Source organism: Pseudomonas sp. GM21, from assembly GCF_000282215.1.
Classification (GTDB): domain Bacteria; phylum Pseudomonadota; class Gammaproteobacteria; order Pseudomonadales; family Pseudomonadaceae; genus Aquipseudomonas.
The window spans coordinates 1-13,628 of record NZ_AKJS01000093.1 but is presented as its reverse complement, the minus strand read 5'-3'; the positions used below and the strand labels follow the sequence as shown (position 1 = coordinate 13,628).

The window sequence follows — 13,628 nt, the reverse complement described above, 5'->3', positions numbered from 1 at the left end:
GGAACGCCGCCCGGAGCCGGCTCGCTCCCACAGGGGTTTTGTGTCAGACGTGGAAATAGCCGACGCAGGAGTCAAACGGCAAGCGCTTGAGCTCAATCTTGTTCAGGTCCAGCACTTCGCGCAGGGCTTTTGTTTCGCCCGGGAAGTTGCGGTAAGCGACTTCGTCCAATACCACGATCGCGCCTTTTGGCATGTACGGCAGGAAGGTTTCCAGCGCGACTTTGGTCGATTCGTATAGGTCTGTGTCGAGGATCAGCATGGCCACGACCAGGTCTGGACGGGTCTTGACCCACTCCGGCACGGTTTTGACGATGTCGCCCTTCACCAGCTCGCAACGCGGGATGCGGTTGACCGGGCGCAGCAGGTCGTTGGCGTCGATCATGTCCTGGATCAACGACTGGTCGGTGTCAGAGAACATGGTCTCGTTGACGTCGGCCGGGTCTTCTTTCTTGTCGATGCTCTGGAAGCCTTCGAAGGTGTCGAAGCCAATGATCGAACGGTTGATCGCGTACGGTTCCAGAATCATCGACAAGTGCATGTACAGCATCAGCGAGTTGCCCTTGTACACGCCGCACTCGATGATCGCGCCCGGTACTTCAGCGACTTTCTTGAACAGTTCCATGCGCGACAGTGCAGCGGTCACGCCGATGCGGTTGGCGAACACGAACGGGGCGTCGGCCACGTATTCGGCATCGACCCGTTTCAGAACGTTGGCACGGGTTTCGTTGTACTGGGCCTCGGCAGGCGTGATGCGACGCTTGGTCATTGCTGGATTCCTTGGAAATTCGAGAAGTCGTGGGCGTGGAAATAGTCTTTGAAACCGGCGCCGACGTCAGGGCAGGCGCTGTCGACGTTGATCGCGCCACGCTTGTGCTTGAGGTCATCGAGGTGCATCAGGCGGAAATCCACGCTGAAGCGGGTTTGTTCGGTGTGGTTGGCGACCGTGCCGTGCAGGTGCGAGCCGGAGAAAATCAGCATCTCACCGGTGTTGCTGGCAATGCGTACTTCAGACGCGGTATTGATCGCCTCCAGCGGCACCGGGTGCACGCGGACTTCCTCCTTGAGGTTGTCCTTGGCCTTGTGCCGCTGGTTGTTGATCCAGTCGTTGAGGCTCCATTCACTGGAAGTGTTCTTCACCGGCACGTCAAAGTAGCCGGCGTTGATCATCATGGTCTGGTCGGGGCGGATAGTGTGCACCGGCATCCAGGTGTTGATCTGGCAATCGACGCTGCCGTACCACGTGTCGCGATGCGGTTTGTACGCGTAGCTGACACCGGCATGCAGGTAGTCATAGTTGGGCACCACGCGAATGCGCGGCACGTCGAAAATGTACTCGCGCGGGTCGACACCGATCTCGTCGATAAACGACAGGATCAAATCCTTGGCGCGCTGGCTATTGGTGAACTGGCCCTTGAGGCGCGTCACCAATACCACGAATTCTTCCACCGGCATCAGCGTGTGCAGGGCCTGGTGGTTGGTCTCGCCGTCGAAAGCGGCGGTGATGCTGTCCTGAGCGAACGCACACAGCTCTTTGGCCGCCCGCAGCTGAGTGTTCAGGAAGATGTCGCCGGCGTAGATAGCTTCTTTGAAGTCAGCTTTTTGCTGAAGCTGATTGATATACAGATTCACGATTCCACTCCTGAATGCATCGAGTCTCCTAAGAGTCGGCAACACGTTAGCAAACTGAAGTGCCAACCGGCGGGTGGTCGCTCAATAAATGCGTAAATGCCTGTTTTTGCGACGAAATGCTTTTCGCACAGGCAAAAAAATCCCTGTAGCAGCCGGCGAAGCCTGCGTTCGGCTGCGCAGCAGTCGTAAATCCTGTGCACGCGGTTTGTCTGATGTACCACGCGTTATGGTTTACGACTGCTGCGCAGCCGAACGCAGGCTGCGCCAGCTGCTACAGGGTTTTGTGTTTAGTCAGAACAGTTGGGTGAATAACCAGTACAGGCTGCCCGACAACAGGATCGCCGCCGGCAAGGTCAGCACCCAGGCCATGAGCAAGTTACGGATGGTCTTCATCTGTAAACCGCCACCGTTGGCGACCATGGTCCCGGCCACACCCGACGACAATACGTGGGTGGTCGAGACCGGCAGGCCGAACATATCGGCGGCACCAATCGTCAGCATCGCCACGGTTTCCGCCGAGGCACCCTGGGCGTAGGTCAGGTGGGTCTTGCCGATCTTCTCGCCGACCGTCACCACAATGCGCTTCCAGCCCACCATGGTGCCCAACCCGAGCGCAATCGCTACCGCGATCTTGACCCAGGTTGGAATAAACCGCGTTGAGTTATCGATCTGCTGCTTGAACAGTTGCAGCTTGGCGCTGGTGTCGGCGTCGAAATTACCGACCTTGTTCTTGTCCATCAGGCGAATGGTTTCGCTGGTCAGGTACATGTCGTTACGCACGTTACCCACAGCGTCGGCCGGCACATCGGAAAGCGAGCCGTAACCCTTGACCTGAGCGCCAATGCTGCCGGTGAGTGCGGCGAGCGCCGGCACCAGTTGCGGCGTGGCTTCCTTGCTGCGCACGTAGTCAGACAGCACCGGGCGCGGGTCGGCCGGGGCCAGTTGCGGTGCAGCCTTGATCAGCGCCTGCTGGGTCACTTGCGCCACGGCGGCAAACTGCAGCGCCTGGTCAGCCGGCATGGCGCGGTTCAGTGCGTAGGCCATGGGCAGCGTGCCCACCAGAATCAACATGATCAGGCCCATGCCTTTCTGGCCATCGTTGGAGCCGTGGGCAAACGACACGCCGGTGCAGGTCACGATCAACATGCCGCGAATCCACCACGGTGGCGGGGTGTTGCCTTCAGGGGCCTTGTACAGCGAGCGGTTCTTGACGAATGCGCGCAGCGCCAGCAACAGCAGGGCGGCGAAACCAAAACCGACCAGCGGCGAGAGCAGCAACGCATAACCGATCTTGGTCGCCTGTGCCCAATCCACACCGCTGGTGCCGTCACGGCCGTGCATCAGGGCATTGGCCACCCCAACGCCGATGATCGAGCCGATCAGCGTGTGAGAAGACGAGGCCGGCAAGCCCAGCCACCAGGTGCCGAGGTTCCACAGGATCGCGGCGATCAACAGGGCGAAAATCATGGCGAAGCCGGCGGACGAGCCGACTTGCAGAATCAGTTCCACCGGCAACAGGGCAATGATGCCGAACGCCACCGCACCGCTGGACAGCAGCACGCCGAGGAAATTGAAGAACCCGGACCACGCCACCGCGAAATTCGGCGGCATCGAGTTGGTGTAAATCACTGTCGCCACGGCGTTGGCGGTGTCGTGGAAACCGTTGACGAACTCAAAGCCGAGGGCAATCAATAGCGCCACACCCAGCAGTAAATACGGGGTCCAGGTGGTGACGACCGTGCCGACTTCTTTCACGTCGCTCATCAGGCTATAAGCCGTGAACAGCAACCCGATGGCCAGCACGCCAAAAAAAATCACCAGCGTGAAGGCGCTGGGTTTTTTGTCGAGTTGGGGTCTGGCGCTGCTGGCGGGTGCCTGAGCGGTGGCGGAGAAGGAAGGGGTGGCCATACCGGACAATCCAGAGGAGGGAGGTGTATCCGCGATGGTCGGCGCTATTCGTTACAGGGAGACTGCTCCAGGTCAGGGTTTTGGGTTTTTGTTATTCCGTTCATCCGAATCCACCGCGCAACCCTGTAGCAGCTGGCGCAGCCTGCGTCGGCCGGTCCCGGGGGAGGCTTAGGTGTCTGTCATGCCCGCAGAGATGCAAAAAAGCCGCACGATTGGCAAATCGTGCGGCTTTTTGCGGTGTGTATCAGTCGTCTTGTTTGTTTTTCAGGACTTCGCCGGTGGCGGCATTCAAATCCACGTCCCATTCAACACCTTTGGCGTCGCGCAATTCGACTTCGTATTCGTAGCTGTTGAAGTGGTTGTCCAGATCGCTGTCGGTAATCGTGGCACCCGGGTGCAACTTCATAACGATCTGGTTCAGTTCTTCCAGCGGCTTGATCTTGCCGTCCTTGACCAGCTGAGGGATCTGATTGACAGGAACGTCTTTAGCCTGAGCCAAGCCCGCGGTGAGGGTCAAGGCGGCAGCGGTGAACAGGGCAGTCAGGGTTTTCATGAGGTTCTTTCCTTGGATTGATCTGTTTAAGTAGGATCAGATTAGCGGGGGCAACTTAATTCATCCTTAATTCCCGTTACCGGATCGTTCCCACGCAGAGCGTGGGAACGATCTTTAGGGTTTCAATACCCGTTATTTTGCAGCAACTGCGCAACCGTCCCCGCCGCCGGCCGTTTATAAAACTTCAACAACTCACTGGCTCGATTGGTAAAAATCCCGTCAACCCCGGCCTCCATCACCTTCTGGTAATCCACCGCATCGTCAATGGTGTAAACGTGCACCAACAAACCCTGATCGTGGGTGAATTGGTTCATCCACGGTTTCACCAGGTCCGAGTAGCTCTGGTCGCCACCTTCGGTCAACGCGGCGGAGGGGCCGGTGCCGATGGCGCCCTGGGCCTTGGCATACTCCACCCATTGCTGGAATTCGGCTTTGTCTTTCGGTTCCTGTTTGGCGTAGTAGGTGGCTTTGTCCTTGTCGCCGGACTCGGCGAACGTCACCTTGGATTGCGGCTCGATGCTGCCTTCGCCGACCCACAACAGCAGGATCTTCGGCACTTTCGGCATTTCCTGTTGCAGCAGTTCGAGGCTGCTCTTCTCGAACGTTTGCAACACCACTTTGCCTTTGCCCTGACCGACCGCCACATCACTCTTCGCCAGTTTCGAACCCACCGGGCTCAGCCAGCCACGGTCCTGCAACTTGTCCTTGAGGTCGCGCTCGATGCCGGGGAATTGCTTCGGCTCTTTGGTCTCGATGTACAAACCGGGTTTGTGCAACGGGTTGCCCTGGGCGATGTCGATGATTTCGTCCAGGGTCAGGATTTTCAGGCCAGCGTAGGAAGGACGCGCGCGATCCGGGTAAGCCGTGTTGAACCAACTGCCGGCGTCGAGGGTTTTCAGCTCGGCAATGGTGAATTCGTTGGCCACGCTGTCCTTGCGCTCAGGGAATTTGGTGGCGACGTCCGTGGTGCGTTGCAGGTTGTTGTCGTGCAGGGCAAACAGCACGCCGTCCTTGCTGCGTTGCAGGTCCAACTCCAGATAATCAGCCCCCAGGTCGCGGGCCAGTTTGTAGGCGGCGGCGGTGGATTCCGGAGCATCGAACGACGCGCCACGGTGAGCGATCACCGCCGGGTGCGGAATGCCCAATCGGCTTGCCAGCGCGTTCGGGGCGGGTTCGCTGGCGGCCTGTGCCTGGCCGAGGCCGAGCATCAGACTCAGCAACAGGGCGCTTTGGGTGATGGTAACCGGCATGTCGAGATCCTTTCGCAGAGAGATTTTCAAAGACGTCTCTTTTAACAACTGAGCGTTACCAGCGCTATCGCCAGACCGACATAAACGTGTTTGAAACAGATTTTTTCAGCGCCCATGGGCGCTGCTTTGCAGTACTCTTGGCCACGGCAGTTTCCCCGGAAGAGGGAAACCCGCGTCGTTTCCCTTGCGTGTAAACCATCGATCACCGGTCGTTACCGACCTTTTGTGAGGTTTATATGCGCATCACTTCCGAGCTCATCTGCCAGGCCGCCGACCAACTCAACGGCTTTGTCGGCCTCAACCGCAAGACGGGTCATTACATTGTGCGATTCAGCGAAGACTCGTTCGGCATGGACGTGGCCGATGACGGCATCATTCCAGTGAGCGAGTTTGTCTGGGAGCCGGGGCCGGAGCAGGTCATGACGCTCAAACGCGAGTTGATTCAGTTGTTGCTGGACCAGAACATTGATGACCGGATCAACATTACCGAGCCTTTGCGGGTGTACATGAAGCGGCGGGAGGTGCGGGAGATTTCGGCGGTCAGGAGTCTGGTCCAGGGCTGACTTTTGCGGCGACTGTGCTGGCCTCTTCGCGAGCAGGCTCGCTCCCACATGGGATTTGTGAGCGACGCTGCCCCCCTGTGGGAGCGAGCCTGCTCGCGAAGGCGGCCTAAAGGACAGCGCAATTTTCAGCGCTGAAACCGATAATCCCGCTCAACCCTGCAAACCCGTGTATGACACGCCGAATACCAGGTCGAACGCCCACGCTCACGTATCTCACTGTGCTCGGGATGATGTTTCCACGCCAGAATCGCCGCTTCACTGGCCCAATACGAAACCGTAATCCCGAGCCCATCCTCGCCCCGGGCCGATTCCACGCCGAGAAACCCCGGCTGTTCACGGGCCAGTTCCAGCATGCGTTCAGCGGCCTCGGCGTAACCCTGATCCCCTTCAATGCGCCGGGATGTGAAAATCACCGCGTAGTAAGGCGTTGTCATGGTTTCTACCTCAAACAAACGTTGATGAAAGCGCGGACCAGCGGCGGCATCGTGCCCTTGAGCGCCGCACGTTCCGGCTGAAACAGCGTGGCGACAAAGAACGGATGCCCCTTGAGCTCAACTGCCCGCAAATCCCCCTGTGAATCGTGGCCAACGGCTTGTAGCGCACGGCTACGACACCGCGCTCTGGTTGCTCACCCGACCTGACTGCCGCGCGTTACGCTCGGTGGTGACGCTGTTTGATGAGTTGGGACGAGCATTGCGACTGCCCTGAGCGAGCGCTAAACCGTTGGTGGCGCTTTGCGCACGAAGTGCTGATGCATCTCAGTGGTCAGGTTTTCAATGCGTTCGGTGAGGGTCTTGGTCATCTCGGTGAGCCGAGTGTTTTGTTCGAGCAATTCCAACAATTGTGCGGTGTTTTTTGCGGCTTGGGCCTGACGTTCGGTGTTGGCCACGGCGATGGCCTCACGGTGCTGCGCATCGGCTTCCGACTGCGCTTTGTCGCGCGCCGCCTGACGAGTCTGGGCCAGCAGAATCAGCGGGGCGGCGTAGGCCGATTGCAGGCTGAACGCCAGGTTTAGAAGGATGAACGGATAGACGTCGAAATGGGTCACGCCGAAGACATTGAGGCACACCCAGAGCACCACGATCAGCGTCTGAGCACCGAGAAAGGTCGGCGTGCCGAAGAACCGCGCGAAGGCTTCGGCGCGCAGGGCGAATTTGTCGTTGCCGAAGGTGGGTGCCAAGTGGGCGTGAGGGCGGTGAAAGCGCAGGTGGTCGACGGGAGCGGTGGACATGGTTTCGGTGGTCGGGGTGGTCATGATGCTCTCTGCATGGCGCTGGGACTGAGGCTTACTATAGCCCCAGCCCCAGTTTCATTCTGAAACACCTTGTGCTGTTTTATTTTGAGCTGAGCGATAAGGGGGGAGTAGCGGAAATTGTCACTTTTCGCAGACCTGATAACAGGCCAGGAACATGTCCAGCGCCGACTCCACCACGGTGGTCTGCATCTCGGGCGACAGGCCCGTCAACCCCATGGAAATCTGCGGCCAGAACGCAAAGGACTTGAGCATTCCCTGGATCTGTTGGGCGGCAAAGGCGGGGTCGACCGGTTTCAATCGACCGTCCAGCTGGGCTGCGCGGATCCACACGGTCAGGTCTTCTTCACGCTCGCCCATTCTGGCGACCATATGCTGTGCACGCTCCGGAGAATGGATGGTGGCGGCAATGGCCACCCGCGCCAGATCGAGAAAATTGTCATCGCCCAGCATCTGCAATTTCGCCTGAAACATCAGACGCATCTGATCGCGCAGAGGCAGGTCAGGGCGGTAGGACATTTCTTCTACTGCCGTCAGCCGTGTCCAAAGTTGATTGAGGATTTCGGCAAACAACTCTTCCTTGCTCGGGAAGTGGTTGTACACCGTGCGCTTCGACACACCGGCAGTGGCGGCGATCTTGTCCATGCTGGTGATGTCGAAACCGTTTGCACGGAATTCGGCAATCGCCGCCTGAATAATGGCTTCGCGTTTTCGGTCGGTGAGGCGCTGTGGAGCTGTCATAAGTACGCTTCGGCAGGATGCAGAGGGGAATTACACTCGGTAGTTTACTTGTGAGCGGCTTTGATGCAACCTAGAAACTACACTGCTCAGTGTAATGTTTTGTTAATCCTGTGCAGCGAAAAATAGATCGTCCGGCTGATGCGTGCGTGCTTTGGCCATTTATCGTCCCACCGTGAAGAACTGCCATTTGCGGTTTTTCTGGAGTCACTCAGTCATGGCCACTTCATCCTCCGCTGCGGAAAACGCCAATACGCCTGAAGCTTCCCGTCAGGCCGAAGGGCTCTTTCGAAACCATGCCCCCGTGCAACGCGCAAGTGGTCGCAACATGTTGCGCATCATGTGGAACATGATTTTCCACAAACCACGCAACACCCGCCCGACCGCCCCGGTGCCGGTACAACCCCTGACTCAGGGGGCGTTGATCGCTGCACCCAACCACAGCGTCTACCGCCTCGGCCATTCCACCGTACTGCTGAAACTGCGGGACAAATTCTGGATCACCGACCCGGTCTTCGCCGAGCGCGCTTCACCGGTGCAATGGGCCGGCCCCAAACGCTTCCACCAGCCGCCGATCAGCCTGGAAGAGTTGCCGCCGATTGAAGCGGTGATCCTGTCCCACGATCACTACGACCACCTCGATTATCACGCGGTGCTCAAACTGGCAGACAAGGCCAAATACTTCCTCACCCCGCTGGGCGTCGGCGACACCCTGATCAAGTGGGGCGTCGATGCCAGCAAAGTGCGCCAGTTCGATTGGTGGCAGGGCACTGAAGTGGACGGCGTCCAGTTCATTGCCACCCCGTCGCAACACTTTTCCGGCCGTGGTTTGTTCGACGGCAACAGCACGCTTTGGGCGTCCTGGGTGATGATCGACGGCGACACGCGGATCTTCTTCAGTGGCGACAGCGGTTATTTCGATGGCTTCAAACGCATCGGCGAACAGTACGGCCCGTTCGACCTGACGCTGATGGAAACCGGCGCCTATAACGTCGAGTGGCCGCACATTCACATGCAGCCGGAAGAAACCCTGCAAGCGCACATCGACCTAAAGGGCCGTTGGTTATTGCCGATTCACAACGGCACCTTCGATTTGTCGATGCACGCCTGGTTCGAGCCCTTCGACCGCATTCTGGCGTTGGCCTGGGAGCGCAATGTGTCGATTACCACGCCGCAAATGGGTGAGGCGTTTAACGTGATGTATCCGCAGCGCGGGAGTGCGTGGTGGCTCGGGATGGAAAGTGAAAGCGATCAGGTCTCAGCGCAGAACGCTTGATGTCTGACTGCCGGGCCGAAGGAAGCGGCCCGGGCTCCACATCCAGACTAGCTCCGCGTATCGAGCAGCAGGTTCAGGTATTCCGAGATCTTCGCCACGGTCAAATCGCGAAACTTTCCCCGGAGCATTTCATCCAACTCCGCTTCAGACAACCCGAGCTTCTGCGCCGCCTCAGTCTTGTCCAACCGACCGGTTTCAAGAAGAAGCCCGATTTTCATCACGTATTCGGATTTGGCTCGCCTTTCACTTCCATCGACATCAATCATCCGCTGACACCTCACTCAACCATCGCATAATCCGCCCGCCCAACCGGGTTCGGCGTCGACCCTTTCACATTCATCCCGCGACCCGGCGCAAACCCAGGAAAAAACACCAACCCTTGCGCCTCAAAGCAATACGCCAACGCCAGCCGGGTAACATCCAGCACATCGCGCTTGGCCTCAAACCGCTCGATGGCCTCTACCGAAACCCCGGATTCCCGGGCCAGCTCATCAACACTCCAACCCAGCATCGCTCGGGCCTGGGCGCAGTGGGCCGGGGTGAATTGGAAGAGGGCGATACGTTCCAGGGTGATTTTCATCGCATGAGAGGCCATGGTGTTCTCCGGGCTCGAGAGTGTTGATTCAAAATATACTGTGTTTTTGTACAGTTGTTTTGCGCCCGGATCAAACTCATTTTTTGATTTGTTCTATTTCGAGGCTTCCATCCAGACGGACGGTAGAGGCATCGTCGCCGGCGATTTTCCGTTTGGTATCGGATGGAAATTTCGGAAGAATAGGCTGGTGACCATCTGAGACTTTTCAAAGGAGACTGCCCATGCCGATCCTCGAAAGTGACTGGAAAAAACTCAAGGAACTGCGCGAGATAGCGCTTGATCGTTTCTGCCAGGGTGTCCTGGCCGACGCCAAAACCATCAGCCAAAATGGCGCGCTATCGGCTCACACCCGGTATCGAATGCTTTATCGCCTGATGCGAGATCGTGACAAGGTCATCGTCGACACGTTCGACAATAACGGCCAATCCCGTTCCAGTGCACTCATGGGGCTGTGGTTGATGGTCATGCATGACTTGCTGACCGAGGAGGAGTTATCAGTCCTCAGTGAAACCGCACTGCACTCCATAAGGGAGGTGGTTCGTCAGCCCTCTGAGATTGAATGGCTTGAAGAGACTGTGCGCAAGGACTGAGCGCTTTATTTCACCGACTCACCAGAGAACTACGGATGCTGATTTTCAACTGCACCGAAGCGGCCAGCAAATTCTTCAGCCGCGTACACAAGGGCAAAACAATCACGCCGGTAGAGGCCCAACCGCCATCGCCCACTCCTGAAGAGGATGAATTGGGTGATTCGGCGGAACAGTGGCTGGTCCATGTGATCACGGTTCAGCGCAAACACGTACTGTTCGTCATTCACATAAAAACCCGCTACTGCATGATTTTCGCGGACGCGAAAAAGGCAGATGTTGAAGGTTTTATCCAGCGGTTTAGGGAACGCTGGATCTACGGCCTGATTCATCACGCGGCGCAGCACGATATTCTGCAATGGGTCGATGACGAGCCGATGATGGAGCGTTTCCAAGAGAGTTGCCGCGAGTACGTTTTTTATAAGCGCAGGCATCGTGGTGCGCAAAAACACATCGATGATATCGCCTGGATCTTCCAGGGCTTCGCCGCTGAGTGGGGCACTCTCCCGCCGGATGAGTTCGCCGCTGGACGCTTCGACGCGCAGATGAACGACACCTTCAGAAACAGCAAGGGTTACAAAGACTATTACGCCCCTGACGAGGAGATGATGGTGCACTGGTTACGTCAATACTGTGGGCTTGATGAACAAGGTCTTCAGGCTGCACGTGACCGGCGCAAAGACGCGAGGCAGGAGTTTCGTGAACTGGAAAGACAGCTTCAGCAGGATGGATAACTACCTGTCCAACCCCGGCGCTTCCCGAACAATGAAGTGATCCAGATTCTCAATATTCGCACTGAACACCCCGAACGTCTGCTCGGGGTTTTTCTTGCTAGGCACCTGCTTCAACTCCGGCGTCACGCCATAAAAGAAGCAACACAAATCCTTCCCACTCTCGATGGCGTGCTTAATCTCTTCCAGAAACGCTTTGCGCTTGCGGTAGTTGTCGATCAGCTTCTTGCTCAAGTAAACATTGACCGAATAAGGCTTCTTCTTCGCCTCATCCGCCTGCTTGAACCAGACCTTCTGTTCGAAATCGATGCGAAAGCTCTGGGTGTAATCCTTGATCTCCTTGATCTTGCCCCAGTAAATCAGCCCCTTGTTGTCCTGCAGATACTCAATCTTCTTGAAGAACGACCCGTACGGCGCAGTGTGCTCGCCAATCTTCAGCGGCATGCGCTTGAGCAGCTCCTTGTCCTCGAAGTTCGAGACAAAACATTCCACCGGGTGAGCGAAGACACTGGTCTTGTCCGGTGCCGATTCGCGGCTTGGGAGGTCCTTGTCACTGTCCGCTGAAATGGCTTTAGGCGTATCGCGAGTCACTTCCGCCACCCCGGCCGGGTTGGACGGCTGGCGCACATACTGACGCCGGGTTAGCAACAACTCCGACGGAAAATGCTCCTCGCGGCTGTCATCCGGTTCCGCACCGTCCGCGTCTACACCGGATGCCGAGGCCTTGAGACTGGCATAAGGACAATCCGCCACATGCCGGGTGTTGGGGGTGTTTTTGAAGTGCGGGGTGCGGACGTAATTTACGTTTTTGGCGTTGAAGGTTGTCAGCACGTTGGCCGCATCGAATGCCGAGCGACAGGCATCGTTGGGGCACTGGAAGTACTCTTTGACGGAGTCGAACTCCATGGTTTCGTCGAAATTCAGATCGCGCACGTCATAGATCGACAGCTTGTCGTCGAGGCTTAGGCAGTAGGCGAGGTCGAATTTCATGGCTGGCTCGGATCCTTGAGTGGGGAAGGGTATTAATAGCGGGAGGCGGGGCGGGTTGCACTCACTGATTTCAAAACATCACATAGCCTGTGGGAGTGGGCTTGAGGTGAGGGGATTTATTCCCGATGAGCAGCGAAGCTGCCCCAAGCCCAGCAAATGCGATCATTCTGATTGATGAGGTGATCCATTCAACGAGTGCTCCGCAGCCGATCGGGGATAAATCCCCTCGCCACAGGTTCAGTGCGATTCCATCATTCTCGCTTGAGTCGCTTCACGTTCAGGTAAAGCGATTCAGTGAACTCCTTGTTGTCGTTCGAATGGTGACAGCGCCGATGACAGTTGGGACAAAGCGCCACAGCGTTGCTAGTTCGATCAGAACCCTTATTTGCCAAGTGCTTAACGTGGTGAACTTCAAGGTAGGGCGAGTCATTTTTAGTGAATGGCGCCGGTTGACCGCACCCTTCACATATCCCTTTGGCTTTCTTACGAACCCAGGCTCGAACCTTCGGATCGCGTATAAAGGCTGTGCCTTGGGCAGTAGCACGTTTCGGCTTCAAAATCCCAACCGGCTCATCCTCGAGAGGCAGCTTTTCTAGTGCTGCCGCTCTTCGCTCTAACGTTTCTTCATCAGCTGTCGGAGCCGTTGGATCTCCAGGCGTAACGCCTTTTTCCATCAGCACGGCTCGGATCGCTGGTTCAACGTTTGCCCCAACGTTTCTGGCTGGCTTGTACCCCTTGATGTACTCCCGGTGCATTCTCATTAGAACAGCAGAGATATTCTGCATCCGGAATTCAACTGAGCCTTCGGTGCGGCTGGGTAGGGCTGATGCACGCAGTACCCGATTCTCATGTGCCTTGTTAAATTTTTGGCCGATTCGCTCTAACTCAAGCATCTTCAGATAGGCGTCAACTGCTGCCTCAATTTCAGGGATGCTCCAGTCAGTATCTTTTTTCTTGTCGCTCATAAAATCGCCGAGGGTTGAAAACCCTCGGACGATACTGAGTGGCCATCACAGCTGTCTACGAAAATTCCTACAGGAAATAGCGACGGATCTCGCGTGATCCTACAAACGCATCGTTAACCCATCGAGTGCTTCGAAGACTGAAACATCTGCGCAACCTTCCGCCACCAAGGCTTTGCCATCGCAGTCCGCCGTTGAGTCTGATCGTTCAACAGGTAAGGCATGTCCCGCAGCCGGATCCAGCCTTCATCCTGCCAATGCAGCAAACTCAACGACATTTCCGGCCAATCCAACAAACTCAGCATCGGGCGATCTGAATGTCCCAAATGTTCTGCGTCGCGCAAGGCTGGCACGACCTGATGAGTCAACCACTCTCGCAACAATCGATTCCCTGGAACGTAGTGATACACCAGTAGCGCATACACGCCGGATTCGCTGAGCATCAGTTGTTTTTCGGGCTGCCGGAAATATGTTGCCGCTGACCGAAAACTGACCCAGTAAAGGCTGTTCTGCCGACTGAAAACTGACCCAGGTGTTCAACTGCTTCTGCTCAATTTTTGAGCAGGAGAACACAGGGTGATCAGCATGGAAATG

16 protein-coding genes and 2 pseudogenes are annotated in these 13,628 nt (G+C 57.0%); 5 read left to right on the top strand and 13 right to left on the bottom strand.

Annotation, left to right across the window (positions count from 1 at the left end; all coding sequences use genetic code 11):
- Nucleotides 1–43: 43 nt before the first annotated feature.
- The 5 genes from PMI22_RS14045 to PMI22_RS14065 all read right to left on the bottom strand — a co-directional run bounded on the left by PMI22_RS14045 (nt 44) and on the right by PMI22_RS14065 (nt 5,340).
- Complete coding sequence (locus PMI22_RS14045; protein ID WP_007946102.1) at nt 44–766, bottom strand: TylF/MycF/NovP-related O-methyltransferase; 723 nt, start codon at nt 764–766, stop codon at nt 44–46.
- On the bottom strand, nt 763–1,629 hold the full coding sequence (locus tag PMI22_RS14050) for a hypothetical protein (protein ID WP_007946101.1): 867 nt from the start codon (nt 1,627–1,629) through the stop codon (nt 763–765). Before PMI22_RS14050 ends, PMI22_RS14045 begins: the two co-directional genes overlap by 4 nt.
- A 291-nt stretch (nt 1,630–1,920) precedes the next feature.
- Complete coding sequence (locus PMI22_RS14055) at nt 1,921–3,537, bottom strand: inorganic phosphate transporter (protein ID WP_007946100.1); 1,617 nt, start codon at nt 3,535–3,537, stop codon at nt 1,921–1,923.
- Between the two features lie 244 nt (nt 3,538–3,781).
- Nucleotides 3,782–4,090 (bottom strand): PepSY domain-containing protein, encoded by a 309-nt coding sequence (locus tag PMI22_RS14060; RefSeq protein ID WP_007946099.1) that lies wholly within the window; start codon nt 4,088–4,090, stop codon nt 3,782–3,784.
- Nucleotides 4,091–4,212: 122 nt separating this feature from the next.
- Nucleotides 4,213–5,340, bottom strand: coding sequence for a glycerophosphodiester phosphodiesterase (locus tag PMI22_RS14065; protein WP_007946098.1), 1,128 nt, complete (start codon nt 5,338–5,340; stop codon nt 4,213–4,215).
- A 236-nt stretch (nt 5,341–5,576) separates the two neighbouring features.
- Here PMI22_RS14065 and PMI22_RS14070 point away from each other — a divergent pair, with 236 nt between their 5' ends.
- A complete protein-coding gene (locus PMI22_RS14070) occupies nt 5,577–5,903 on the top strand; it encodes a DUF2025 family protein (protein WP_007946097.1) in 327 nt (108 codons plus the stop codon).
- A 125-nt stretch (nt 5,904–6,028) separates the two neighbouring features.
- Here PMI22_RS14070 and PMI22_RS14075 read toward each other — a convergent pair whose 3' ends face one another.
- Nucleotides 6,029–6,337, bottom strand: coding sequence for an antibiotic biosynthesis monooxygenase family protein (locus PMI22_RS14075; RefSeq protein ID WP_007946096.1), 309 nt, complete (start codon nt 6,335–6,337; stop codon nt 6,029–6,031).
- A 169-nt stretch (nt 6,338–6,506) separates the two neighbouring features.
- Between PMI22_RS14075 and PMI22_RS31375 the strand changes: the two are divergent.
- Nucleotides 6,507–6,611, top strand: a pseudogene (locus tag PMI22_RS31375) (LysR family transcriptional regulator); the annotation flags it as partial.
- A 7-nt stretch (nt 6,612–6,618) separates the two neighbouring features.
- Here the strand turns inward: PMI22_RS31375 and PMI22_RS14080 are convergent.
- A complete protein-coding gene (locus tag PMI22_RS14080; protein ID WP_007946095.1) occupies nt 6,619–7,158 on the bottom strand; it encodes a DUF1003 domain-containing protein in 540 nt (179 codons plus the stop codon).
- A 120-nt stretch (nt 7,159–7,278) separates the two neighbouring features.
- Nucleotides 7,279–7,896, bottom strand: coding sequence for a TetR/AcrR family transcriptional regulator (locus PMI22_RS14085; RefSeq protein WP_007946094.1), 618 nt, complete (start codon nt 7,894–7,896; stop codon nt 7,279–7,281).
- 214 nt (nt 7,897–8,110) lie between these two features.
- On the opposite strand from PMI22_RS14085, the gene PMI22_RS14090 reads away from it, so the two are divergent.
- Nucleotides 8,111–9,169 carry an MBL fold metallo-hydrolase gene (locus PMI22_RS14090; protein WP_007946093.1) on the top strand — a complete coding sequence of 353 codons (1,059 nt, stop codon included), beginning with the start codon at nt 8,111–8,113 and terminating at the stop codon, nt 9,167–9,169.
- 47 nt (nt 9,170–9,216) lie between these two features.
- Here PMI22_RS14090 and PMI22_RS14095 read toward each other — a convergent pair whose 3' ends face one another.
- Together PMI22_RS14095 and PMI22_RS14100 are read right to left on the bottom strand one after the other, a co-directional pair.
- The gene (locus PMI22_RS14095; RefSeq protein WP_007946092.1) at nt 9,217–9,435 is read right to left on the bottom strand and encodes an XRE family transcriptional regulator; all 219 of its coding nucleotides are present in this window, start codon (nt 9,433–9,435) and stop codon (nt 9,217–9,219) included.
- Nucleotides 9,436–9,446: 11 nt separating this feature from the next.
- Complete coding sequence (locus PMI22_RS14100) at nt 9,447–9,764, bottom strand: helix-turn-helix domain-containing protein (RefSeq protein ID WP_007946091.1); 318 nt, start codon at nt 9,762–9,764, stop codon at nt 9,447–9,449.
- A gap of 221 nt (nt 9,765–9,985) precedes the next feature.
- On the opposite strand from PMI22_RS14100, the gene PMI22_RS14105 reads away from it, so the two are divergent.
- Nucleotides 9,986–10,354: a hypothetical protein gene (locus tag PMI22_RS14105; RefSeq protein ID WP_007946090.1), complete on the top strand. Its 369-nt coding sequence runs from the start codon at nt 9,986–9,988 to the stop codon at nt 10,352–10,354.
- Nucleotides 10,355–10,389: 35 nt separating this feature from the next.
- Nucleotides 10,390–11,085 (top strand): DUF6933 domain-containing protein, encoded by a 696-nt coding sequence (locus PMI22_RS14110; RefSeq protein ID WP_007946089.1) that lies wholly within the window; start codon nt 10,390–10,392, stop codon nt 11,083–11,085.
- On the opposite strand, the gene PMI22_RS14115 is transcribed toward PMI22_RS14110, so the two are convergent.
- The 3 genes and pseudogenes from PMI22_RS14115 to PMI22_RS14125 all read right to left on the bottom strand — a co-directional run.
- Nucleotides 11,086–12,072, bottom strand: a complete 987-nt coding sequence (locus PMI22_RS14115) for a hypothetical protein (protein WP_007946088.1) — start codon at nt 12,070–12,072, stop codon at nt 11,086–11,088.
- 251 nt (nt 12,073–12,323) lie between these two features.
- On the bottom strand, nt 12,324–13,037 hold the full coding sequence (locus PMI22_RS14120) for an HNH endonuclease (RefSeq protein ID WP_007946087.1): 714 nt from the start codon (nt 13,035–13,037) through the stop codon (nt 12,324–12,326).
- Nucleotides 13,038–13,150: 113 nt separating this feature from the next.
- Nucleotides 13,151–13,504: pseudogene (locus tag PMI22_RS14125) on the bottom strand (BRO-N domain-containing protein); the annotation flags it as partial.
- Nucleotides 13,505–13,628: the final 124 nt, after the last annotated feature.

What these genes read in the sequence shown, in the direction of transcription:
- PMI22_RS14070 (WP_007946097.1), top strand. Translation starts at nt 5,577, where the DNA reads ATGCGCATCACTTCCGAGCTCATCTGCCAGGCCGCCGACCAACTCAAC.
- PMI22_RS14045 (WP_007946102.1), bottom strand. Translation starts at nt 766, where the DNA reads ATGACCAAGCGTCGCATCACGCCTGCCGAGGCCCAGTACAACGAAACC.
- PMI22_RS14110 (WP_007946089.1), top strand. Translation starts at nt 10,390, where the DNA reads ATGCTGATTTTCAACTGCACCGAAGCGGCCAGCAAATTCTTCAGCCGC.
- PMI22_RS14075 (WP_007946096.1), bottom strand. Translation starts at nt 6,337, where the DNA reads ATGACAACGCCTTACTACGCGGTGATTTTCACATCCCGGCGCATTGAA.
- PMI22_RS14090 (WP_007946093.1), top strand. Translation starts at nt 8,111, where the DNA reads ATGGCCACTTCATCCTCCGCTGCGGAAAACGCCAATACGCCTGAAGCT.
- PMI22_RS14095 (WP_007946092.1), bottom strand. Translation starts at nt 9,435, where the DNA reads ATGATTGATGTCGATGGAAGTGAAAGGCGAGCCAAATCCGAATACGTG.
- PMI22_RS14085 (WP_007946094.1), bottom strand. Translation starts at nt 7,896, where the DNA reads ATGACAGCTCCACAGCGCCTCACCGACCGAAAACGCGAAGCCATTATT.
- PMI22_RS14100 (WP_007946091.1), bottom strand. Translation starts at nt 9,764, where the DNA reads ATGGCCTCTCATGCGATGAAAATCACCCTGGAACGTATCGCCCTCTTC.
- PMI22_RS14115 (WP_007946088.1), bottom strand. Translation starts at nt 12,072, where the DNA reads ATGAAATTCGACCTCGCCTACTGCCTAAGCCTCGACGACAAGCTGTCG.
- PMI22_RS14060 (WP_007946099.1), bottom strand. Translation starts at nt 4,090, where the DNA reads ATGAAAACCCTGACTGCCCTGTTCACCGCTGCCGCCTTGACCCTCACC.
- PMI22_RS14065 (WP_007946098.1), bottom strand. Translation starts at nt 5,340, where the DNA reads ATGCCGGTTACCATCACCCAAAGCGCCCTGTTGCTGAGTCTGATGCTC.
- PMI22_RS14080 (WP_007946095.1), bottom strand. Translation starts at nt 7,158, where the DNA reads ATGACCACCCCGACCACCGAAACCATGTCCACCGCTCCCGTCGACCAC.
- PMI22_RS14120 (WP_007946087.1), bottom strand. Translation starts at nt 13,037, where the DNA reads ATGAGCGACAAGAAAAAAGATACTGACTGGAGCATCCCTGAAATTGAG.
- PMI22_RS14105 (WP_007946090.1), top strand. Translation starts at nt 9,986, where the DNA reads ATGCCGATCCTCGAAAGTGACTGGAAAAAACTCAAGGAACTGCGCGAG.
- PMI22_RS14055 (WP_007946100.1), bottom strand. Translation starts at nt 3,537, where the DNA reads ATGGCCACCCCTTCCTTCTCCGCCACCGCTCAGGCACCCGCCAGCAGC.